Source organism: Polaromonas sp. P3_B4, from assembly GCF_056402835.1.
Genome location: NZ_JBFUGQ010000003.1, coordinates 191,228 through 213,569, shown reverse-complemented (window position 1 = coordinate 213,569; position 22,342 = coordinate 191,228). Strand labels below are relative to the sequence as shown.

Below are 22,342 nucleotides of genomic sequence, written 5' to 3'. Positions count from 1 at the left end.
GTTCGGGCACAAAAAGAAACCTCTGCGGACACTGAATCAGCCCTGATCGGGCTGGTTTGGCATTTCTGCGGCACACCCCTGTCGTAAACTCACAGCCTCACTTCTCTCTACTTTCTGGAGAACCTCCATGTTGGGCTCATTCGTCGCTACTACTGGTGTGGCCGACTACGGCGCTTTTGTCGTCGCCATCATTGTCTTTTTGCTGATTCCCGGTCCGGGCAACCTGGCGCTGATCACCTCGACCAGCAAGGGTGGCATCGCGGGCGGCCTGGGTGCAACCTTTGGCGTGATTGCTGGCGACCAGGTTTTGCTCTGGGCGGCGGTCGCGGGGGTGTCGGCCATCATGGCGGCCTACCCGACGGCTTTTCATATCGTCCAGTGGACGGGTGCCATTTACCTGGCCTGGCTGGGCATCAAGATGTTGATGGCCAAGCCCGGTGACGCGCCCTTGCTCAATATCAAGCCGCGCCACTACTTTCAGCAGGCGATGATGATCACCTTGCTGAACCCCAAGGCCATTGTGTTCTATATGGCTTTTTTCCCGCTGTTTGTCGACCCGGCCCTGCACCAGGGGCTGAAGACTTTTGCCGTGATGGCGGCCACGATTGCGGGCCTGACTTTCCTGTATGGCCTGACCTCGGTCATGATCACCTACCACCTGGCTGAGCGCATACGCGCCAACCCGAAAATCACGGCGGCCCTCAACAAGCTGGCCGGCGTTTTCCTGATCGGCTTCGGCCTCAAGCTCGCGGTCTCCAAATGAATAACAAAAATCACATGAATAACAAAATGCAATTTTTCGACGGGCCGCCCCTAGAAAAATTAGCCCCCTCGGGGGGCAGCGCCTTACACGCAGTGAAAAGCGTGGGGGCTCTTTGATGGCCAAAATATTCTGCATAGCCAACCAAAAGGGTGGGGTAGGGAAGACAACAACGACGGTGAACCTGGCCGCAGGCCTGGCCAAAGTCGGCCAGCGTGTGCTGATGATTGACCTGGATCCGCAGGGCAATGCCACCATGGGTTCAGGCGTCGACAAACGCAAGCTGGAAATGACGGTGTACGACGTGCTGCTGGAATCGGCCTCGGTGGCCGAGGCACGCGTGCACAGCGAGAAGTGCGGCTACGACGTGTTGGGCGCGAATCGCGAACTGGCCGGCGCAGAGGTCGAACTGGTCGATGTCGAGCGCCGCGAAAAGCGCCTCAAGCTGGCGCTGGCCGAGGTCGACAGCCAGTACGACTTCGTGCTGATCGACTGCCCGCCGTCGCTCAGCATGCTGACGCTCAACGGCCTGTGCTGCGCGCACGGCGTGATCGTGCCCATGCAGTGTGAATACTTTGCGCTCGAAGGCCTGACCGACCTGGTCAACACCATCAAGCAGGTGCACGCCAACCTCAACAAGGACCTGCAGATCATTGGGCTCTTGCGCGTGATGTTCGACCCGCGCATCACATTGCAGCAGCAGGTGAGCGACCAGCTCAAGGAACACTTTGCCGACAAGGTGTTCAACACCGTGATCCCGCGCAACGTGCGCCTGGCCGAAGCGCCCAGCTACGGCTTGCCGGGCGTCGTGTTTGACCCGGCCTCCAGGGGCGCGCAGGCTTTCGTCACGTTTGCCGAAGAAATGGTGGGGCGCATCAAGGCGATGTGAACCGCACAAGTGCTGTTCTGTAAGCAAAAATGCCTGCAGACCAATAAGCACGGGCGCAAGCAGCTATTAAAATCATAGCAAGCTGATTCTTCTTTTCATGAAACCCGACAACGTCCTCATTCTTCCCGGCTGGAAAAACAGCGGCCCCGGCCATTGGCAAACGCTGTGGGAGGAGGTCGACGGCTACACCCGCGTGGAGCAGCACAGCTGGATGCACCCACTGCGCGGCGACTGGACGGCGCGCCTGGAAGAGGTGCTGTTGTCCTGCGACGAACCTGCGGTGCTGGTGGCGCACAGCCTGGGCTGCATGCTGGTGGCGGCCTGGGCCAGCCACTCCAGGAACATTCACCGCGTCAAAGGTGCGCTGCTGGTGGCCCCGCCTGACGTCGACCGCGAAGACGTGCGTGAGCTGCTGCCCAGCTGGTCGCCAGTGCCGCTGAACAAACTGCCGTTTGAGAGCGCGCTGTTTGCCAGCATTGACGATCCTTTCTGCGCGATCCAGCGGGCGCGGCAATTCGCGGCCGCGTGGGGCTCTACCTTTGTGGACACCGGACCTTGCGGGCACCTGAATGCCGAGAGCGGCCTGGGCGGCTGGCCCGAAGCGTACCTGCGGCTGCTGCAGCTCAAGGACCTGACCTCGCCGGCCATTGAACCTTCACCCGGCATCACCCCTGGCCTATGACCTCATTTTTTTACCAACGCACGCGCGCGCGCTACCTGCAACTCGCCCTGATAGTGCTGGCGACAGGGGCGAGTGCCTCTCTGCATGCCGAGCCTGATGAAGAGTTGCTTGGAAAATCGCAAAATTATCCGCTGGGCAACGTGAACAACTGGCAGCTCAACCCTTTTCGCGTTGGCTCCTGGTCGGCGCTCGACAAAGTGCCCGGGGTGCGGATCCGCGTGGTCGGGCACCCGGCCGAGGCCAGCCCCTTGCCGCGCGCAGCCAGCCCGGCGGCGGTCAGCTACCGCTACAAGAACACGAACTACACGCTGGCCGACTACCTGGACCGCCAGCGCGCCACTGGCCTGCTGATCCTGAAAAACGGCGAGATCGTCGCCGAGCACTACCGCTACGGCCGTAAGGACGACGCGCGGTTTTTATCTTTTTCCATGGCCAAGAGCGTGACCTCGCTGCTGGTCGGCAAGGCACTCTCGCTCGGGTTGATTGCCTCGCTCGACGACCCCACCGAAAAATACGCAAGAGACCTTGCCGGCAGCCCCTATGGCGCCACTACGATTCGCCAGCTGCTTCGCATGAGTTCAGGGCTGACGTTTACCGAACGTTACGATGGCAAGGACGACATCGCGCGCCTGTCGCGCGCCTCGTTCGGGACGCCTGGTGCGGGCATGCCGCTGGATGTGCTCAAGTCCATCACCGACCGGCATTCACCCCCCGGCGAAAAGTTTGTCTACGCCGGCTCCGAGACCGACGTGCTGGGCCGCGTGGTGGTGGCCGCCACCGGCAGGAACATGTCCGAGCTCACCACGGAGTGGCTGTGGAAGCCCATGGGCGCCGAACATGATGCCTTCTGGCGTGTCTCCGCCGACGGGCAGGAGCAATCCTACGGAGCCTTCAACGCCACCCTGCGCGACTGGGCGCGGCTGGGCCAGTTGCTGGCCAATGACGGCCGTGCCATCGACAAGGCCACCGGCAAACCCGGCGCATTGCAGGTCTTGCCGCTGGACTACCTGCTGGACGCCACGGATCCGGCGCGCCAGCCGCCCGCGTTCAAGCCGCGCAAGGCCACGCCTTACTTTGGTTATGGCTACCAGTTCTGGCTCATGCCGCTGCGGGCACGCACTTTTGCCATGCAGGGCATCCACGGCCAGACGGTATATGTGCAGCCGTCCACCGGCATTGTGATGGTGCTCACCTCGGTGTGGGAACAGGCCGGCGGCAAACAGGATGCGCAACCTTATGAAGAGCGCGACGCCCTTTGGCGCGGCGTGCTGCAATCACTGGGCGGGGACCTCACGCCCGGCTCGCAATGACGAATTGAAAGAAAGAAAAAAACCATGGTCACCAAAAAACCCAAGGGCCTGGGCCGCGGGCTCGAAGCACTGCTCGGCCCCAAGGTCAGCGAGACCGCCACCGACGCGGAAAACGCCAGCAGCACGGCCAACAGCCCCGGCTTGCCGGCGTCGCTGCGCCTGTCCGATATGGTCCCGGGCCAGTACCAGCCGCGCACCCGCATGGATGAAGGCGCGCTCTATGAGCTGGCCGAGTCCATCAAGGTGCAGGGCATCATGCAGCCCATCCTGGTTCGCCGGCTGACCAGCGGCGCCAACGACGGCAAGTACGAAATCATCGCCGGCGAGCGGCGCTTTCGCGCGGCCAGGCTGGCCGGGCTGGACGAGGTGCCGGTGCTGGTGCGCGACGTGCCCGACGAGTCGGCCGCCGCGATGTCGCTGATCGAAAACATCCAGCGCGAAGACCTGAACCCGCTCGAAGAGGCCCACGGCCTGCAGCGCCTGGTCAAGGAATTCGGCCTCACGCACGAGCTCGCCGCGCAGGCCGTCGGCCGCTCGCGCAGTGCTGCTTCCAACCTGCTGCGGCTTTTGAATTTGGCTGATCCGGTGCAAACGATGCTGATGGCGGGCGACCTGGACATGGGTCACGCGCGCGCCTTGCTGGGCCTGGACCGTGCGGCACAGATCACCGCGGCCAACCAGATATCGGCCAAAAAAATGTCGGTGCGCGAGGCCGAAAGCCTGGTCAAAAAACTCAGCGCTGAGTTTTCACTGAAGCCGCAAAAAGCCACCAAGGAAAAGTCCCGCGACACCCGCCGCGTGGAGGAAGAACTCGCCGACCTGCTGATGGCCAATGTGGAAGTGCGCATCAAAAAACAGGTCAAGCGCAACGGCCGGCGCGAAGACATGGGCGAGGTGGCGATCCAGTTCTCATCGATGGACGAACTCAACGGCCTGATCGAACGCTTGCGCGGCAATAAATAGACTGTTTGGGTTATTTTTCGCCGATGAATCGGGTGGCGATAGTCAAAATGTGAACTAATTCACGACTTTTGTGACTCTTACAAGGCTTTCTCCAGAAAGCGGGTGACGGCTGGCGCCTACATCCTTATTGTTACTACATGTAATTATTTGTGTGTTTGCGTATGAATTACCTGGCGAATCGTTCTTTCCGTAGCGCTCACCTGGCCCGGTTCGGCGTCACCACCGTCTCCGACATGACAGACTGGATCAAGCCAGACTGGCGAGAAGGGTTTGCCGGCCTTGGCGCCTGCGCCACCCTTGCGGTGGTGATGGCCTTGGCGCCTCAGGCCGCAAAGGCGCAGCAAACCATTGAGCGCGTCAAGCTCACGGACAACGACCTCAGCTGCCAGCAGATGTACGCCGAGGCGCAGCAGATGGACACCACCATGGCCCTGGCGGGCCCGGGCCTGCCGGTTGTCAGCGCAGCGCCCGCGGCCACTGCCACGCCCGTTGCCGTCGTGCCCGGTGGCGCGCTCACGCTGGCGCAAATGCATGCGCCGACCGCCGCGCTGGCCACGCAGCAGGGGCTTTCGACCCAGTACCAGCAACAAATCGCCAACAACATGGCGGCGGCCCAGCAAAACGGGCGCAATTCCGCTGCGCCATCGCCCGCGCAGCCCAGCGGCCTGGCCGGTGCGCTGGGCGCAGGGATGTTGGGCTCCTTGCTGGCGCGCACCGGTGCCGCAGCTGCCGCCACCGCCACCGTACCGGCGCCAGTTCAGGCGGCTGGTGCTGGTCTGGGGGCCCAGGCCAGGGCGCGCAAGGATCACCTGACTGGCTTGTTCCTGTCCAGGGGCTGCAAGCTCTCGGAAATGCAGAAGTAGCCTCCAATTTTTTACCCCCGTTTCCCCCAACCTCCATCAACCTTACCTACTGCAGGACCGGTCATGAAACAACACTCCCTTGCCGCCGCGCTGGCGCTTTCCCTGGTGGCTGCCACCGCATCTGCGCAAACCATCGAGCGCGTAAAGATGACGGACAACGACCTCACGTGCCAGCAGATCTATGGCGAGATCGGACAGATGGACAGCGTGGTCACGCGCGCCGCCCAGTACACCGCGGCACCGGCCACTGCGGCTCCCACAGATGCAGGTAGTCAGGTTGCCGGAGCGGTGGTGCAAACTGCGCTGGCCACCGCAGCGGCCAATACGGCGGCGCAAAACGCCGGCGGCTTTGGCGGATTCGGCGGCGGCCTGGGCGGCATGTTTGGCGGCATCGTGCAGCAGCTGGCAGGCAATACGGCCCAACAGGCCGCCAACAGTGGCGTCGCCCAGCAGCAGGCCGCAACCGCGCAGCAACAGGCCATTGCCCTGCAGAGCCAGCAGGCGCAGGGCCGCAAGGAACATCTCACTGGCGTGTTCCTGGCCAAAGGCTGCAAGATGAGCGATATCCAGAAATAATTGAGCCCCCACGCTCCCCCACTGCGTGTGGGTCGCTGCCCCCCGAGGGGGCCGCCCGCCCTCCGGCCCGGCAAAGCCGGTTCCGGGGCTCAAGCTGGGTTGAAGAATTCTTTGGGCACTATCAAGCGGGGGCCGCGGGACTGGCTTTGCCAGACCGCAGGCGCCGCCCCCTCGAGGGGGAACGGGCTACACGAAGTGAGCCCGGACGGGGGTGGTTATAGATCGCACGGCACGAGCTGGTGAAGAGGGCCTCAGTTCAAAAGCCCGCTTTTTAGCGGGCTTTTCACATCCACTGCAAACGCGCAGTAGAGCTCGCTTCACAGCGAGAAAATCTTGCCCGGGTTCATGATGTTCTTCGGGTCGAGCGCGCGCTTGATGGTGCGCATCATGTTGACTGCGCCGTCACCGGCTTCGGTTACCAGAAAGTCCATCTTGTGCAGGCCCACGCCGTGCTCGCCGGTGCAGGTGCCTTCGAGCGCCAGCGCGCGGGTGACCAGCTTGTGGTTCAGCGCTTCGGCCACTTCGCGCTCCTTGGGAATCGTCGGGTCGATCAAATAGCCGAAGTGGAAGTTGCCGTCGCCGACATGGCCGACGAGGAAGTAGGGAATGCCGCTGGCATCGACTTCGGCCACCGACTCCAGCAGGCAATCGGCCAGGCGCGAAATCGGCACGCAGGTGTCGGTGGAAATCGCGCGGCAGCCGGGACGCGACTGGATGGCCGCGAAGTAGGCGTTGTGCCGTGCCGTCCACAGGCGCGTGCGCTCTTCCGGTGTGCTGGCCCATTCAAACGCGTTGCCGCCGTGGCCGCTGGCGAGCTCCTGCACCAGCTCGGCCTGCTCTTTCACGCTGGCAGGTGAGCCGTGAAACTCCATCAGCAGCATGGGCTCTTCGCGCAGCGTGAGCTTGGAGTGCGCATTCACCATGCGCACCGTGTTGTGGTCGATCAGCTCCACGCGCGCAATCGGAACCCCCAGCTGGATGATTTCGATGGTGGTGCGCACGGCGGCTTCGATACTCGGAAAGGAACACACCGCAGCGGAGATGGCTTCAGGCAGGGGGTACAGCCTGACGGTGACTTCGGTGATCACGCCCAGCGTGCCTTCGCTACCCACCATCAGGCGCGTGAGGTCGTAGCCCGCCGATGATTTCTTGGCGCGCGTGCCGGTGCGGATGACGCTGCCGTCTGCGGTGACGACCTCCAGTGCCAGCGCGTTCTCGCGCATGGTGCCGTAGCGCACCGCATTCGTGCCGCTGGCGCGCGTGGCGCTCATGCCGCCCAGGGTCGCATCGGCGCCCGGGTCGATGGGGAAGAAGAGGCCGGTGCTTTTGACCTCTTCATTGAGCTGCTTGCGCGTCACGCCCGCCTGCACGGTAACGGTCAGGTCTTCGGCATTGATGGACAGCACCTTGTTCATGCGGCTCACGTCGATGCTGATGCCGCCCTGCACGGCCAGCAGGTGGCCTTCCAGCGATGTGCCCACGCCGAAAGGAATCACCGGTACGTTGTGCCGGGCGGCCAGCTTCACCGCATCTGCCACGTCTTGCGTGCTTTCGGCAAACACCACGGCCGAAGGCGGCGGCGCGGCGAAGGAGGACTCATCGCGGCCATGCTGCTCGCGCACCACCAGGGCGGTGGAGCAGCGCTCGGCAAAGCGGGCTTTCAGCGCGTCGATCAGCGCGGCAGGGGTTTCGCGCTGGCAGATTTCGGGAAGCAGGTGCGTGGGCAGGGGGGCGTTCATGGTGTCTCCGGGTCGGTGGCACAGTTTACGACGTGTCCGTCGTTCCTGCCAGCCATTGACCCGGTGAAAACCCCCTTGGTGACGGCGCGGCGCCGGTCAGGAACTTGCTGCCTTGATCAGCTCGCCCAGCGAGATAAAGGTGTCGTGGTTGGTGTCGATTTGCTCGAAGCGCTGTGCCACGGCGGGAAAGTGCTCGGCTTCCTGGCGGTCCAGCTTGCCGTCCTTGTTGGCGTCCGCTCGGTTGAAAGCCGCTTCAATGTCTTTACTGGTCACACGGTTTTGCGGCACGGCGCCGGCTGCGCCGCCCGTACCCGGGGATGAAGGCGCCACCTGCGCAGGAGGGCTGTTGGGGCTGGCGGGCGAGGGCGTTGCAGTTTGCGCCCGTGCGGCGCCGGCTGCACCCACGGCCAGTGCGGCCACCAGGAGCACGCTGCGCAACTCGAAGCCGGGAATAGAATGTTTTGTATGCTGTGTTGCTGTCGTGTGCATGGTCATGCGAAGAGTCTTTCAAGGAGTGAACAAGCAACCATTGCAACCCAGCCTGTCCGTTGCGGCCAGCAGTTTTGCAGGGTGTTTCCTCACTCACATGATGGCGTACGACGACACATTTTCTTGCCCGGCGTAACGCTTGGAGCTTCATGCACTTTCACCGCGCTTCACCGCGTCTCAGACCATGGCCAACAGACTCTCACAGATCGCAACGCGCACCGGCGATAACGGCACCACCGGCTTGGGCGACAACACGCGTGTGTCCAAGGACAGCCTGCGTGTGCATGCCATGGGCGATGTCGATGAACTGAATTCGCACATTGGCGTGTTGTTGTGCGAAGAGCTGCCGCCGGGCGTGCGCGAATTGCTGGTGGAGGTGCAGCACCAGCTCTTCAACCTGGGCGGCGAACTCTCCATTCCCGGCTTTGAACTGCTCAAGCCCGAAGCCGTGGCGCTGCTCGACGACGCGCTGGCCGAACACAATGCGAAGCTGCCGCGCCTGGCGGAATTTATCTTGCCGGCGGGCTCGCGTGCCGCGTCGCTTGCGCATGTGTGCCGCACGGTGGCGCGCCGTGCCGAACGATCGGTGGTCGCGCTGGGTGCGGCCGAGCCGGTCAAGGAATCGCCGCGCCACTACCTTAACCGCCTGAGCGATCTGCTCTTCGTTTTGTCGCGCGTACTCAACCGCATGAACGGCGGTGACGACGTGTACTGGAAGAGCGAACGCATGGCACAGGCCGCCGGTACGAAATAACAACAACGGCCTGCGCGGTGTTCTCCGCGTGAACTGCAGCCATGCCGGCCAGCCGGCGTCTGTAAACAGGTCCCGTTCGGGTGCGGTTGGAGCTGGCGGTTTTGCTATCAATAAGATAGCTAATTGCGCGCGATCATCAAGCGTTGCAGCACTAAAACATCTTGATCTCAAGTTGCCGTCGGGTTCTGGCCAAAAAAATGGCGCTTCTAGACCCGCGTCAGCATGTGCGCCGGCAGCCAGCCGGAGAAGGCGGGCAGCAGCGCATTGATGCGCCGCGCTGCCTCCTCCTGATAGAACTGGCGGGCGACCAGCTGGAAGATCTCTCCCCGCAGCTGCCAAAGGTGCTGTGCGGTGTGCGCCTCGTCGATGCGCCAGTGCATGCGTTCGCACATGGGCCCTTCGCATCGTTGCAGCGTATCGTGGAGCTGATGGCGCAGCTGGTCCAGGTCCAGCGTCGATGGCTCCAGGGCACTTTCATGCGGCCGGCTGTGCAGCGACTTCATCCATGCCATGGCGGTCTTCTCATGTGGAGGGCCTCGATACAGCTGGGCGTCAGCGCACAAAGCGGCCCTCGAGGCTCACGATGGAGAGGTCCGCGAAGTCCAGGCCCGTGTGGTCGTCGGGGCTGAAGCTCACTTCCAGCCCGCCCAGGTCGAAGCGTTTCATGCCTTCCAGGGCCGCCTGCAGCGTCTCCCGCGTCGGGTTCTTGCCCGCGCGCCGCAGGCCCTCCACCAGCACCTTGGCAGCGGCATAGCCTTCCAGCATCGCCGGCGACAGCGCTATCCCCTTGGCTTTGGCCAGGTCGTTGGCTTCCTGCACCATCGTGTAGGCGTAGGAGCGCTCCGCCGGGTAGACCTGCGTGACGATGACGCCGCGTGAATACTCCCCCAGCGCCTTGATAAAGCCCGTCGATGCATTGTTGGACAAGGTGACCACGCGCACGGACGACTTGGTGGCGCGCAGGGCCCGCACCCCTTCCGCCACGGCGTTGCTCGAGCCGATCCAGAGCACGGCTTGTGCATCGCTTGCCAGAATGGGTGGAACAAGCTGGTTGTAGTCGGGCTTGCTGCGGTCCGCTTTCAGGATATTGGTGGGCTTCAGCTTCGCCTGCGTAAAGCCCTTGTTGGCCCCTTCCAGCCCGTCACGGCCAAAGGAGTCGTCCGCATGCACCACAGCGATACGCTGGATGCCCAGCGTGTGCAGGTGCTCGATGGCCTTCTCGGCCTCTCGCTGGTAGGTTGCGCGCACGTTGAAGACATAGCGGTTGACCGGCTGGTGCAGGATCATCGCGCCCGTGGAGGGGCCGACCAGCGGCATGTGGTTGGCTAGCAGTACGGGCAACACGGCTTCGGTGGGGGGCGTGCCGCGCGTCAGGAACAAGGCGACGGCGCCGCGCTCGGCCAGCTTTTGCGCGTTCTCGCCGGCGAGCTTGGGGTCGAACTTGTCGTCCAGTGACACCAGCTCCAGCTGCCGGCCCGCGATCCCGCCCCGCGCGTTCACCGCGTCCAGCCACAGTCGTGCGCCGTCGGTGTTTTCCTTGACGCCCGCGGCCACGGGACCCGTGAAACCGGCTGTCTGGCCGATCAAAATCTGTGCGTGTCCCGCGCCGCACAGGACGGCTGCCAGCAGCGCTGTGGCCCATCGACTTACAGTTTTTGTGTCCATTTGTTACCTTTCGTCTTCTTGTCGGCGAACGATACAAATGCGCATCTATAAGATCAAATACGATTCAAACCATCTCTTGAGACGAAAAAAATATGGAGCTGAACCCTGTCGTTATGAGCAGATTTGGCCTCTGGCGCGGCTTTCGGAGGGAAGGCCTCATCACAGCCCCTGAAAACACCGATAACCGTGGCCGTGAATGTGCGCCTGGCCAGGCAAAGTGCAGGGTGGATATCTGGCGCGGGAGAATTGTTGCTATTTGTAAATATGCTGCTTGTGCGTAGCCATCAAGGGTGGGTGCGCCATTACACCTATCACCCTTCGAATCGCCTCACCCCGGCCGCAGCATCGCCATCGTGATGCGCGAGACACAGGTCAGTTCGCCCGCGTCATTGGTGAGCTCGATTTGCCAAACCTGCGTACTGCGCCCTATGTGCACGGGCCGCGTGGTGCCGGTGACCCAGCCGCTGGTGACACCCTTGAGGTGGTTGGCATTGATGTCCAGCCCGACAGCGCGGTGCCCTTCGGGTGCCGCATAGGCCGCGCCGCAAGAGCCCAGGGTCTCCGCCAGCACCACCGATACGCCGCCATGCAGCAAGCCATAGGGTTGCACCGTGCGGCGGTCTACCGGCACGCGGGCGCGGATGAAGTCGTCACCCACCTCCAGGAATTCGATGCCCAGATGGGTGACCGCACTGTCGGCATTGTGGTGCGTGAGCAGTTCGACGGAGATGGGCTGTTTCCAGATGCGCATGAGGGTTCTCACAGGGCTGATACCCCCTCACTATAAGGTTGCGGCCTACAGCGCTTGGGCACCTTGTCGCGTAGGCTGCAGCGGCGGCCGGGCTTAAGCTGGCCGTATGAGACACACGGAATACATGAACCTGGATTACCGGGACCGGGGCTGCCCGGCTCCATCGGGCCGATGACACGTTCGCACAAATGGCTGGCAGGGCTGCTGGGTGTCGCACTGGCCCTCGGCTTGCTGTGGTTCGCCGCACTCCGGCTGTTGCCGAGTGACGAGGAACTCGCGCAGCGTGCTGCCACCGAGCTTGAGGCGCAATTGGGCGTCAAGGTCCGTGTCGGTGCATTGCACTGGCGTTTGCTGCCTTCGCCGGCGGTGGTGATTGAAGAGGCCAGCACGGAACAGCCCCAGCCGATTCTGATTAAAAAACTCACCGTCTATCCGGACCTCTTCGCCCTGTGGCAACGCCGCGTGAAAATTGACCGCGCCGATCTGGAAGGTGCCGTGGTGCCCCAGCTGTCGCTGCGCGGATTGGGGAAACAGCGTGAAAAAAAAGACGAGATGGCCGGCGATGAACTGCCGCTGGCGCGCTTTGTGTTTCACGACGTGACCTGGATCTCGCGCCGCGGCATCTCTGTGGTGTATGACGGCGAGGTTGATTTTGACCCCGGCTGGCGTCCGCGCAAGGCCGCGCTGAGGCGTCCCAATGTCGAGCCCACCACCCAGCTGAGCCTGACACGCCAGGGCCAGGAAGACCGCTGGGATACACGCATTCGGGTGGGCGGCGGCACGGCCGATGGGGAAGTCCGGCTCGAGTTTCGCGCCAACGGGCGCATGCATCTCGAAGGCACCCTGCAGCCCCGCGATATCGAAGTTGAAAGTGCATTGGCTGCTTTCAATCGCCGGTCTGTCGTTGCAGGCCGGGCCTCCGGCGAAACCACACTGTCGGCCAACGGCGACACGGTGGCCGAGCTGGCGCAGTCGTTGCACACCAAAACCCCCTTTACGGTGGGCAAGTCCATGCTGCTGCGCTTTGACCTGGAAAAAGCCGTGCGCACGGCCGGCAAGGAACACGCCGGCCAGACACCGCTGGACACCATCACGGGCCAGCTCGACACGCAGAACACGCCCGAGGGTATGGTGGTGACCTACACCGGCGTGAGGGCCAGCTCCGGTGCGCTCACCGCCTCGGGTGACGCCAAAATTGCCAACCGGCAGATCGCGGGCGAGTTTGCCATTGACCTGGTGGACGGCATAGTGGGCATCCCGCTGACGGTCAGCGGCCCGCTCGACAACGTCAAATTCTCCGTGTCGGGCGGCGCCATTGCGGGCGCCGTGGTGGGCACTGCGGTACTGCCGGGTGTTGGCACGGCCATTGGGGCCCGCATCGGCTCCACACTGGGCAAGATTTTCAGCCCGGGCCCGGCGCAGCCTGCCAGCGCGGCGCGCAGCGGCAAGGCACCCGCCGCACCGCCCAAATCGCGCTGAGGGTCCGATCCATCAACTGCGCCCGGCGGGTCCGGTTGCCGTCAATACCCACATCCGATGCTGAGCTTCTGGCCCTCTGAATTTGCCGCAGGTGGTTAAAATCCCGCTGAAGCAGCGCAAGCCAACACCATCATTTTTTGCGGATACCCACGTTTCAACGACCCGCATCAACCGACCATAAGGCCATCGATATGCCACAGCAGCAGTCTGCCGCTTCCACCACCGCATCGACTCCCCTGGAGCGCGCGCTCGGGCAAAACGAAGCCGTCAAGGACACCGTGGAGCAATCGGCCGCCGAGCTGCTGGTGATCAATACGGTGCTCAAGCAGGAACTCCCGCCGCATGTGCAAGCCGGCGAAGTGGCTCAGGCCCTGCAGAAAACCGACGCCCTCGAAACCCGCATCCAGGAATCCGCTGAAGACCTCGCGCAGGTCAATGAAACCCTGGAACAGGAAATCGGCGAGCGTGCCGACCTGGAACGCGAACTCGCCAGAACCAAGGCGGCCCTTGCCAGGGCTACCGGCCAACCCCAGGCCAAGTAATCCCGGCTAAACCGGCTAAACCGGCTTTGCCGGCGATAAGCCGGGCCATGCCCCGGCAATTTCACAGCTGCCTGCGCTTTGTCATCAATTGGTAAGGGTTTACCCCTAGAATCATTTAATCCTAAATGATTTGCTTTGCCCTTCTGGCGCGCTGCTGTGCGCCGGTTGGCGAGCGGTTTTTACCCTGCAAGGTCACTCGGCCTTGTCTTTTGGCCTTCACGGCTACCCCACCTTTTGGAGATTTGCGATGCTTCGCCGCCGCTTCCTTTCGTTTGCCCCTCAAATGGCTGCCCTTGCCGCCGCCCCTGCCTTCATCCGCAACGCCTACGCCCAGGAAGGCCTGACGGCCAAGGCCATCACCATCGGCAGCACGGGCGCGACCAGCGGCCCGCTGGCCGGTGTGGGCGCCGAGTTGAAGCAGGGCGTCGATGCCGCCATGGGCGAGATCAACGCCAAGGGCGGCGTGAATGGCCGCATGCTGCAGTTCCAGATGATGGACGACGCCTATGTGCCGCAGCGCAGCGCCGACAACGTCAAGAAGATGATCGGTGACGGCAGCATTTTTGCGCTGATGTCCTGCGTCGGCACGCCCAACAACGCCGCCATCATGCCGGTGATTGAAGAGTCCAACCTGCCTTACGTCGGGCCGCGCTCGGGCGCCTCGTCGCTGCGCAAGCCCGGAATGCGCAACGTGTTCCACGTGCGCGCCAGCTTCACCGACGAAACCCAGCGTCTGGTGCAGCGGCTCGTGAGCATGGGCATGAAGGACCTTACCGTCGTTTATCTGGACAACGACTACGGCAAGGAAGTGCTGGCCGACGTCAATCGCGCACTCCAGGCGCAGGGCGCGAAGGCCGCTGCGCAGGTGGCGCTCGCCGTCGACGGCAAGAACCTCAACGACGTCGTCAGCCAGGTCGTCGCGGGCAAGCCCGGCGCCGTGCTGCTGGGGACCGCCGGCTCGGCTTCGGTCGGCGTGATTGCCGCGCTGAAGAAAGTTTCGCCCATGCTGCCCATCGCGGGCCTGAGTGTCACGCTGTCAGGCGAAGGCATCAAGGCGCTGGGCGCGGCCGGTTCCGGCCTGGCGCTGACCATGGTGTTCCCCGACCCGTATCGCGCCAGGCTCGAGGTGGTGCGTGAGTACCAGGCCGCCATGCGCGCCATCGGCCAGCAGGAGTTCTCGCTCGGCAGCCTGGAGAGTTACATCAACACCCACGTGATGGCCGCGGGTCTGGAGCGCGCCGGCCGCGACCTGACGCGCGCCAAGCTGCGCACCGCACTGGCCGGCCTGCAGAAGTTCGACCTCGGCGGTTTCAGTGTCGACTATGCCGCGCCGCCGTTCGCGGGTTCGAAATTTGTCGAACTGGGTGTTCTCGGCGCAGGTGGACGTTTCCTGGGCTGATGGACCATTGATCCTGGCTGGCAGCGCCTGTTGCCGCCAGCCAGAAAAAAGCCCCGGTTGTTGGGTCAACCGGGGCTCTTGGCATTAAAAAGAAGCTGAAGCCCAATCAGCACTTGCGCTAGCAGCTATCAAATAGATAGCGATTCGTTGATCAGGGTTTGCGGCTCAGCAAGGCGTACAACAGGATGGCGCCGAAGGTCGCGGTGCCGATGCCACCCAGTGCGAACTGGCCGAACTTCAGCGTGAAGTCACCGGTGCCGAGCACCAGCGTGATGGCGGCAACAATCAAATTGCGGTTGTCCGAAAAGTCCACCTTGTTGTCGACCCAGATCTTGGCGCCGGCCACGGCGATGAGGCCGAACACCACGATGCTCACGCCGCCCATCACCGGCAGCGGAATCGCTTGGATCAGCGCGCCGAACTTGGGGCTGAAGCCCAGCACCACGGCGATCAGCGCCGCCACCACGAAGACGGCGGTGGAATAGATCTTGGTCGCCGCCATCACGCCGATGTTCTCGGCGTAAGTCGTCACGCCGGTGCCGCCCGCGCTGCCCGAGACGATGGTCGCCACGCCGTCGCCGATGAAGGCGCGGCCCATGTAGACATCGAGGTTCTTGCCCGTCATGGCCGTCACCGCCTTGATGTGGCCGAGGTTTTCCGCCACCAGGATGATGGCGACGGGCGCAATCAGCAGCATGGCATTGGCGCTGAACACCGGTGCTGTGAAGCCCGGCAGGCCGACCCAGGCGGCATTGGCAATGCCCGACAGGTCCATCGGCTTGCCCAGACCCAGTCCGTTGGTCAGCACTGCATAAATCACGCTCGCCACGATCAGGCCGACCAGGATCAGCAGCCGCTGCACCATGCCGCGTGTCATCACGGCCACCAGGGCGACGCTCACAAACGTCACCACCTGCATCCATGAATCGAAATTGCCGGCCGCCATATTCTTGATGGGAATGCTGGCCAGGTTCAGGCCGATCACCGCCACCACGGCGCCGGTGACCACGGGCGGCATGAAACGTTCTATCCAGCCGGTGCCGATGGACTGCACGATGAAGCCGATCAGCGTATACACCACGCCGCAGGCAATGATGCCGCCCAGGGCCACGCCCAGGTTGGCATTGGGCCCCTTGCCGGCGTAGGCCGTGGCGGCAATCACCACACCGATGAAGGCAAAACTCGAACCCAGGTAGCTGGGCACCTTTCCGCCGGTGATGACGAAGAAAATCAGCGTGCCGATGCCGCTCATCAGGATGGCGATGTTGGGGTCAAAGCCCATGAGGATGGGTGCGAGCACCGTGGCGCCGAACATCGCGATCACGTGCTGCACGCCCATCACCGCGGTCTGCGGCCACGGCAGGCGCTCGTCGGGCCCGATGACGCCGCCCTGCTGCAATACCGCGCTGCTTTTTTCTGTCCAGTCCAGCATTCCCATCATGTCTCCTTGTTATAAAAGTGAGGCAATGCTAGGGGGAATGCGCGCGCCGCACAAGAGCGGTGCCGTATGGAGATAAACAGGTTCTCAGGCCAGGAAGGCGGCCACCTCGCGCAGCACCTCATCATCCTTGAGGATTTTGCGATGGCCCAGGCCTTCGGTGGCCACCAGGCGTGCGCCGGCGATCGCCTCGCTATAGGCCACGCCGTCGGCAAAGCGGTTGATGCTGTCCTGCCGGTCATGCACCACCAGCGTGGGCAGGGCGATGCGCGGGCCGACCATCGCCGGCTCGAACTGCGGCATCAAAATGCCTTCGCGCGCCTCGATGCGCCGCTGCATGGCCGCGCGCGTGGATTCGCGCAGGCCGAATACGTGGGCGAACAGCCGCGTGTATTCGAGCGGCGAGGCAGGCGGCGCCAGCAACACCAGCCGGCCGGCCGCCAGCCCGCGGCTGGCGGCATAAGCGCCGGCGTTCGCCGACAGCGAATGCGCCACCACCGCGCGCAGCGTATGGCCCTGTTGCTGCAGCCGTGCGGTCACGTACTCGAGCACGCGCGCAAACTGCGGCAGGTTGGTGACCGAGCCGCTGCTGCGGCCATGCGCCGGCATCTCAACAATCACGGGCCGCAAGCCTTGCGCGCTCAAGACCTCCGCCAGCGCCAGCATCTGCCCGGCGTGTCCGCCCCAGCCGTGCACCAACAGCACCACCGGGCCGGCAGGCGCGACGGGGCGGCTGTACATCGTCACGCTGGCGTCTTCAAAAGGCCATTGCTCAATGTGCCAGTCGGGGCTCCACTTTCTGCGGCGACTCACCCACTTGGGCGGCAGCGGTGTGCCGAACAGGCGGTAAGCCGCCCGCACAGCCAGCGCCGGCCAGAGCTGCTGCGAAGCGCCCAGCCCCCAGCGGAAAATGCGTGTCAGGGGGCTGGCGTTATAAAAGGCCGCGGTGGCCTGGAGCGATGTGCGTGTCATGGTCTGCTGTCTCCGCGGTTTTCAGTACCAGACCCAGTCTTCATTGCTGCGCGGCAGTGTGCGCAGCGAAGCCTGCACCGCCATCACGGCGCGAACGCCAAAATAAATGCCAAAGCCAATGATCAGGATCAACATGATTTCCTCATTTCTCCGCACAGTCGTGCGAAATTAAAACTTGCCAACACATCGAAAATGGCATGGCTGCCCTTTCCGCCCAGTTTGTCTCTTACTTTTTGGTGACTGTCTCGGTCTGGTAGCTCTTGATCAGGCGCTCCCAGGCTGCCTGGGCCCGTTCAGCCGCGCGTGCATCGCGTAGAAAACGGGCATCGTGAAACATCCCCATGGCAATGCTGCTGATTTCCATGACCAGCTGTTCCGCATCGGTGTCGGCCTTCAGTTGACCGGCCTCCATGGCCTGCAGCACGGTGCGCCGCAACGTGGCGCGCCAGCGGGTGACCTCGCTGAACAGCAGGTCGCGCAGCTCGCCTTCGCGGTCGTCCAGCTCAAAGGCGCCCGCCGTGTAAATACAGCCTGACTTGGCTTCCACATCGCGCGTGCGCACAATCCAGCGCTGCACGATGGCTTCCAGCCGCGGCAGGCCCTTGGGCTGCTGCATGGCGGGCACGAACACGTCGGCAATGAAGCGCCGGCCGAACTCTTCGATCACGGCCTTCTGCAAAGCCTCGCGCGAGCCGATGCGTGAAAACACGCCGCTCTTGGAAATACTGATGCGGTCGGCCACAGCCTGCAAGGTGATGGCTTCCAGACCTTCCGCCGCAGCCAGGTCAATGCCTGCGCCGATGATGGCGGCGCGGGTCATTTCGCTTTTCTGGGTTTTGGCGTCCATGCGGCGAATATTAGCACGATTGTGCGAAAGTGCAATCCCCTCACCGCGTCACGGGTTTCGGATCTTCCGCGCAGGGCTAGCAGGCGGCGACGCAATCGATCTCGATGTCAAAGTGCCCTGGCCATGCCGGCACGCAGATGAAAATCCGGGCCGGTGGATCCTGGGGAAAGTAGCGGGCGTAAATAGCATTGACCGTTGCAAATTTCTCGACCGATGTGCAATAGATGTTGCACTTCAGCACCTGGTCCAGCGACGAACCCGCTGTTTCCAGGCAGAGCTTCATCTGCTCCAGCACCAGCTCGGTCTGGCGTTCGAGGCTTGCATTGATGACCTCACCCGTGGCGGGATCAAACGGCGGAAGGCCAGAGACATAGACCGTATCGCCATGGCGCGTCATGACCGAAGTGGGCGCCTTCCACCGCTCGAGCCAGGTTGAAAGGGGCTCGACGCGAATAATCTCTTTGGCCATGCGTTGCTCCTGGGCAGGGTGTGCGGGGTGATGCGGGTACATCCACATTTGTACGCGGCTACGGCACTTCTTTGCTTCGCGCGGGAACGAAGCATTCACACCTGCGGCTAACGGCGACGCCTGATCGTTGGCGTCGGGCCTTTGGGCATCAGCCCCACCGCCGCCCGGGCCAGCGTATCGGCCTCCCGGTTGCGGTGGCGAGGTATCCACACCAGCCGCGCGCTCGCGAAGGAGTGCAGCACGGCGCGCACCTCTTCGAACAGCGGAGCCAGGCGCAGGAATGGCTCCGTGGCAGTTCCCGCCAGCTGCTGGACCACCACGCTGTTGTCGCAGTGAACAAGCAGCGCCGTTGCACCCTGCTGCCCGGCGTACTGCATGGCCGCCATCAGCGCACGCAACTCCGCTTCGTTGTTGCAGCCTCGGCCTTCCGCGGTGATAGACAGCGGATGCCGGCTGCCGTCCGGCCCGGTAACGACTGCACCCAGGCCCATACGGCCAGGGTTCGGCACGGCGCTGCCGTCGCAGTAGATGATCCAGGGGGCGCTATTCAATGAGCACTTCTTTCATGCGGAGTTAGCCAATATAGGCCATGGCGGGGATACCACCGGGTCGCATCCGCCTCGTCCTGGTTTATGGTTACGGCCATGTTCCAGATACGCAAGTACCAAAACTGGCTGCAGGCCACACGCGGCCTGTCATTCGACAACTATGACGCGCTGTGGCGCTGGTCGGTCACCGACCTCGACGCCTTCTGGCAAAGCATCTGGGATTACTTCGAACTGCAGTCGCCCACCGCGCACACGGCCGTGCTGGGCCGGCGCAGCATGCCGGGGGCTGAGTGGTTTCCCGGTGCGCAGGGCAACTACGCGCAGCAGGTGTTCCGCCACACGGCCGCGGCCGACGCGGCGGGCGTGCCTGCCATCGTCAGTCACGGTGAAGCCAGCCTGGCGAACGGCGAAGCAGCGCGGGAACTGGGTTGGGCCGAGATGCGCCGGCAGTCGGCGTCGCTGGCCTTGCACCTGAAGGCGCAGGGCGTACAGCCCGGCGACCGCGTGGCCGCCTACTTGCCCAACACGCCCGAGACCATGGTCGCCTTCCTCGCGACGGTCAGCATAGGCGCCGTGTGGAGCGTGTGCGCGCCCGACATGGGCACGCCCGCTGTGCTGGACCGTTTTCGCCAGATTGAGCCCAAGGTGCTGATTGCCTGTAACGGCGTGCACTACGGCGGAAAGGACATCGACCGCCGCAGCGTGGTGGCGGAGCTGGTTGCGGCGTTGCCCAGCGTCACGCACGTGATCCTTCACGAGGTGCTGCCCGGCAATTCAAATGCTATTGATTTGATAGCTGGTTGCGCATACCTGCAAAGCGCCACAGCCCGAAACGATGCACAAACAGCGGCCTTCGAGCCACTCTGGCTGCCGTTTGACCACCCATTGTGGATCGTCTATTCCAGCGGCACCACCGGCCTGCCCAAACCTATCGTCCACGGCCATGGTGGCGTGGCCTTGGTGGGGCTGGCGCTGCTGCGCCTGCACAACGACCTGGCACCCAGTTGTGCCGACCCGGTCAATCCGGAACGATTTCACTGGTACAGCTCCACCGGCTGGATCATGTGGAACGTGCAGGCCGCCAGCCTGCTTAACGGCACGACCTGTTGCATCTACGACGGCAACCCGGCGGGCACGAACAAGGACGCACCTGACTGGACCACACTGTGGCGCTTTGTCGCCAACACCCGCGCTACCTTCTTCGGAGCGGGCGCGGCCTTCTTTGCCAACTGCATGAAGGCGGGCATTGACCTCGCGCAGTGCGGAGACCTGAGCCGGCTGCGCACGCTGGGCACGACGGGATCACCGCTGAGTGAGGACACGCAGCGATGGGGAACCGCGCAGTTCGAGAAGCTACGTGATCGGGAAAACCGAAGACGCCTGACCGCCGGGCCGCCCCAAGGCCAGGCAGCCCCCTCGAGGGGCAGCGTATTACACGAAGTGAAAAGCGTGGGGGCACCGATCTGGTGGTGCAATATTTCCGGCGGGACTGATTTCGCCGGTGCGTTTATAGGCGGCAACCGCGAACTGCCCGTGGTTCCCGGCGAAATGCAATGCCGCATCCTCGGCTGCGCGGTCGAGGCCTGGAACGACAAGGGCGAGTCCGTTGTCGATGAAGTCGGTGAGCTGGTCTGCACGCAGCCGCTGCCGTCCATGCCGCTTTACTTCGTTGGCGACAAGGACAACCAACGCTACCTCGCGAGCTACTTCGACACCTACCCCGGCGTGTGGCGGCATGGCGACTGGCTCAAGGTTACGCCCTCGGGCAGCTGCATCATCTATGGCCGCAGCGATGCCACTATCAACCGCCACGGCCTGCGCATGGGCACCAGCGAGCTTTACAGCGCGATTGAGGCGCTGCCCGAAGTGCTGGACTCCATGGTGGTCGACCTTGAATACCTGGGCCGTGAAAGTTACATGCCGCTCTTCGTTGTACTGCGTCCCGGCCACGAGCTGGATGACGCGATGAAAGCCAAACTCAACCAGGCCGTCAAGACCGCGCTGTCGCCGCGCTTTGTGCCCAACGACATCTTCGCCGTGCCGGAAATTCCGCGCACGCTCTCGGGCAAGAAGCAGGAATTGCCGATCAAGAAACTGCTGCTGGGCCAGCCGCTGGAGAAGGTGGTGAACCGCGACGCGATGGCCAACCCCGGTTGCCTGGACTGGTACGTGGCTTTCGCGCAAAAGCGTGCCGCAGGTGATCGGCGGGATTGAGCAGGCGGTTCACACCCGCGCGCGCAACCACTGCGCCAGGTCCGTCATGACCCGCAAACCGACAGGCGATACGGCAGTGAAATGGATACAGGCATGAATCGCCTCCGGGTAGTGCCGGTGCGCCACCTCCACCCCGGTCGAGGCCACGCGCAGTGCGAGGGCATGGCCTTCGTCACGCAACGGGTCGTGGCCCATGGTGGCCACCCAGGTGGCGGGAAGGTTCGCCAGGCCCCCTGAGTCCAGCAAGGCAAAGTCAGGATGCTTGTCCGCACCGGCCTGCTTGCCGAGATAGCTGGCCATAAACCACTGCATCACGCCCATGCTGAGAAATTTGCCTTCGTTCTCCGGGTAGGAGGCACTGGGCTGGCTGGGGTGTTGTGCCACCGGATAGATCAGGCCGAGCGCGCGAACGGCTTTTGCGTTCACGCGCCGTGATGCCACCAGTGCCAGCTGTGCACCGGCGCTGTCGCCGGCCACCGCGATACGGTTTGCGTCGCCGCCCAACGCAGAGGCATTTGCCAGTACCCAGCGCAAGGCGGCCTCGACGTCGTCAGGTGCGGCGGGGAAGGGGTGCTCCGGCGCCAGCCGGTAATCCACCGCCACGACCAGCATGCCGGTGTGGTGGCACAGCGTGCGGCAGACCTTGTCATGGGTCTCCAGGTCGCCGATTACAAAACCACCGCCATGCGCATACAGCAGCACAGGCCAGGGGCCGATGGTGTCGGGGCTGTACACGCGCAGGCGCACGGGGCCGCCCGGACCGGGAAAGCTGGTGTCATCCACTTTCCCGATGGCCGGGGCCGGCAAACCCAATGTGTCGGCCAGCTCGCGGTAAACCTGCCGTGCGATGGCAGGTGGCAGGCTTTCCAGCGGCGGATTGCCTTGCGCGGCGGCCTGGGCCAGAAAGCCGGCCAGGCCAGGGTCCATATCGGCCGTCTCCAGCACCGGCTTCACAACAGCATTCATTCGAGAGTCTCCTCATGGGTGGGTAAC

General features: G+C 63.5%; 23 protein-coding genes. 12 read left to right on the top strand and 11 right to left on the bottom strand.

Annotated features, from left to right (window positions below; translation table 11 throughout):
• Positions 1–127: 127 nt before the first annotated feature.
• The 7 genes from AC1DVV_RS20630 (at position 128) to AC1DVV_RS20600 (ending at position 6,043) form a co-directional block, all read left to right on the top strand.
• On the top strand, positions 128–763 hold the full coding sequence (locus AC1DVV_RS20630) for a LysE family transporter (protein ID WP_477701562.1): 636 nt from the start codon (positions 128–130) through the stop codon (positions 761–763).
• A 115-nt stretch (positions 764–878) separates the two neighbouring features.
• Positions 879–1,649: a ParA family protein gene (locus AC1DVV_RS20625; protein WP_457281845.1), complete on the top strand. Its 771-nt coding sequence runs from the start codon at positions 879–881 to the stop codon at positions 1,647–1,649.
• Between the two features lie 97 nt (positions 1,650–1,746).
• Positions 1,747–2,331: an RBBP9/YdeN family alpha/beta hydrolase gene (locus AC1DVV_RS20620; RefSeq protein ID WP_457281844.1), complete on the top strand. Its 585-nt coding sequence runs from the start codon at positions 1,747–1,749 to the stop codon at positions 2,329–2,331.
• Entirely contained in the window at positions 2,328–3,641 is a 1,314-nt protein-coding gene (locus tag AC1DVV_RS20615) for a serine hydrolase domain-containing protein (protein WP_477667018.1), read from the top strand. Before AC1DVV_RS20620 ends, AC1DVV_RS20615 begins: the two co-directional genes overlap by 4 nt.
• Positions 3,642–3,665: 24 nt before the next feature.
• Positions 3,666–4,604, top strand: coding sequence for a ParB/RepB/Spo0J family partition protein (locus tag AC1DVV_RS20610; protein WP_457281842.1), 939 nt, complete (start codon positions 3,666–3,668; stop codon positions 4,602–4,604).
• Positions 4,605–4,837: 233 nt separating this feature from the next.
• Complete coding sequence (locus tag AC1DVV_RS20605; RefSeq protein ID WP_477701561.1) at positions 4,838–5,467, top strand: hypothetical protein; 630 nt, start codon at positions 4,838–4,840, stop codon at positions 5,465–5,467.
• Between the two features lie 63 nt (positions 5,468–5,530).
• Complete coding sequence (locus AC1DVV_RS20600) at positions 5,531–6,043, top strand: hypothetical protein (protein WP_477689700.1); 513 nt, start codon at positions 5,531–5,533, stop codon at positions 6,041–6,043.
• 317 nt (positions 6,044–6,360) lie between these two features.
• Here the strand turns inward: AC1DVV_RS20600 and AC1DVV_RS20595 are convergent, their stop codons facing one another.
• Positions 6,361–7,782 carry an FAD-binding oxidoreductase gene (locus tag AC1DVV_RS20595; RefSeq protein ID WP_457281839.1) on the bottom strand — a complete coding sequence of 474 codons (1,422 nt, stop codon included), beginning with the start codon at positions 7,780–7,782 and terminating at the stop codon, positions 6,361–6,363.
• 96 nt (positions 7,783–7,878) lie between these two features.
• Complete coding sequence (locus tag AC1DVV_RS20590) at positions 7,879–8,277, bottom strand: EF-hand domain-containing protein (protein WP_457281838.1); 399 nt, start codon at positions 8,275–8,277, stop codon at positions 7,879–7,881.
• 178 nt (positions 8,278–8,455) lie between these two features.
• Here AC1DVV_RS20590 and AC1DVV_RS20585 point away from each other — a divergent pair, with 178 nt between their 5' ends.
• Positions 8,456–9,025 carry a cob(I)yrinic acid a,c-diamide adenosyltransferase gene (locus AC1DVV_RS20585; protein WP_457281837.1) on the top strand — a complete coding sequence of 190 codons (570 nt, stop codon included), beginning with the start codon at positions 8,456–8,458 and terminating at the stop codon, positions 9,023–9,025.
• A gap of 206 nt (positions 9,026–9,231) precedes the next feature.
• Here the strand turns inward: AC1DVV_RS20585 and AC1DVV_RS20580 are convergent, their stop codons facing one another.
• The 3 genes from AC1DVV_RS20580 to AC1DVV_RS20570 form a co-directional block, all read right to left on the bottom strand.
• The gene (locus tag AC1DVV_RS20580) at positions 9,232–9,537 is read right to left on the bottom strand and encodes a hypothetical protein (protein WP_457281836.1); all 306 of its coding nucleotides are present in this window, start codon (positions 9,535–9,537) and stop codon (positions 9,232–9,234) included.
• 40 nt (positions 9,538–9,577) lie between these two features.
• Entirely contained in the window at positions 9,578–10,690 is a 1,113-nt protein-coding gene (locus tag AC1DVV_RS20575) for an ABC transporter substrate-binding protein (protein WP_457281835.1), read from the bottom strand.
• A gap of 328 nt (positions 10,691–11,018) precedes the next feature.
• Positions 11,019–11,441 (bottom strand): hotdog fold thioesterase, encoded by a 423-nt coding sequence (locus AC1DVV_RS20570; protein ID WP_477667014.1) that lies wholly within the window; start codon positions 11,439–11,441, stop codon positions 11,019–11,021.
• A gap of 171 nt (positions 11,442–11,612) precedes the next feature.
• Between AC1DVV_RS20570 and AC1DVV_RS20565 the strand changes: the two genes are divergently transcribed.
• The 3 genes from AC1DVV_RS20565 (at position 11,613) to AC1DVV_RS20555 (ending at position 14,861) form a co-directional block, all read left to right on the top strand.
• Positions 11,613–12,920, top strand: coding sequence for a hypothetical protein (locus AC1DVV_RS20565; protein WP_457281833.1), 1,308 nt, complete (start codon positions 11,613–11,615; stop codon positions 12,918–12,920).
• Between the two features lie 191 nt (positions 12,921–13,111).
• Positions 13,112–13,462: a hypothetical protein gene (locus AC1DVV_RS20560; protein ID WP_457281832.1), complete on the top strand. Its 351-nt coding sequence runs from the start codon at positions 13,112–13,114 to the stop codon at positions 13,460–13,462.
• Positions 13,463–13,709: 247 nt separating this feature from the next.
• Positions 13,710–14,861, top strand: coding sequence for an ABC transporter substrate-binding protein (locus tag AC1DVV_RS20555; protein ID WP_457281831.1), 1,152 nt, complete (start codon positions 13,710–13,712; stop codon positions 14,859–14,861).
• A 151-nt stretch (positions 14,862–15,012) separates the two neighbouring features.
• Here the strand turns inward: AC1DVV_RS20555 and AC1DVV_RS20550 are convergent, their stop codons facing one another.
• From AC1DVV_RS20550 to AC1DVV_RS20530, 5 genes are all read right to left on the bottom strand, one after another.
• Complete coding sequence (locus AC1DVV_RS20550; RefSeq protein WP_457281830.1) at positions 15,013–16,299, bottom strand: solute carrier family 23 protein; 1,287 nt, start codon at positions 16,297–16,299, stop codon at positions 15,013–15,015.
• Positions 16,300–16,386: 87 nt separating this feature from the next.
• Positions 16,387–17,271, bottom strand: a complete 885-nt coding sequence (locus AC1DVV_RS20545) for an alpha/beta hydrolase (protein ID WP_477667012.1) — start codon at positions 17,269–17,271, stop codon at positions 16,387–16,389.
• A 226-nt stretch (positions 17,272–17,497) separates the two neighbouring features.
• Positions 17,498–18,118, bottom strand: a complete 621-nt coding sequence (locus AC1DVV_RS20540; RefSeq protein WP_457281828.1) for a TetR/AcrR family transcriptional regulator — start codon at positions 18,116–18,118, stop codon at positions 17,498–17,500.
• A 76-nt stretch (positions 18,119–18,194) separates the two neighbouring features.
• Complete coding sequence (locus AC1DVV_RS20535; protein WP_477667011.1) at positions 18,195–18,587, bottom strand: RidA family protein; 393 nt, start codon at positions 18,585–18,587, stop codon at positions 18,195–18,197.
• 107 nt (positions 18,588–18,694) lie between these two features.
• A complete protein-coding gene (locus AC1DVV_RS20530) occupies positions 18,695–19,138 on the bottom strand; it encodes a ribonuclease HI family protein (protein ID WP_457281826.1) in 444 nt (147 codons plus the stop codon).
• 93 nt (positions 19,139–19,231) lie between these two features.
• On the opposite strand from AC1DVV_RS20530, the gene AC1DVV_RS20525 reads away from it, so the two are divergent.
• On the top strand, positions 19,232–21,349 hold the full coding sequence (locus AC1DVV_RS20525) for an acetoacetate--CoA ligase (protein WP_477689699.1): 2,118 nt from the start codon (positions 19,232–19,234) through the stop codon (positions 21,347–21,349).
• Positions 21,350–21,358: 9 nt separating this feature from the next.
• On the opposite strand, the gene AC1DVV_RS20520 is transcribed toward AC1DVV_RS20525, so the two are convergent.
• Complete coding sequence (locus tag AC1DVV_RS20520; RefSeq protein WP_477667010.1) at positions 21,359–22,315, bottom strand: alpha/beta hydrolase; 957 nt, start codon at positions 22,313–22,315, stop codon at positions 21,359–21,361.
• Positions 22,316–22,342 lie beyond the last annotated feature (27 nt).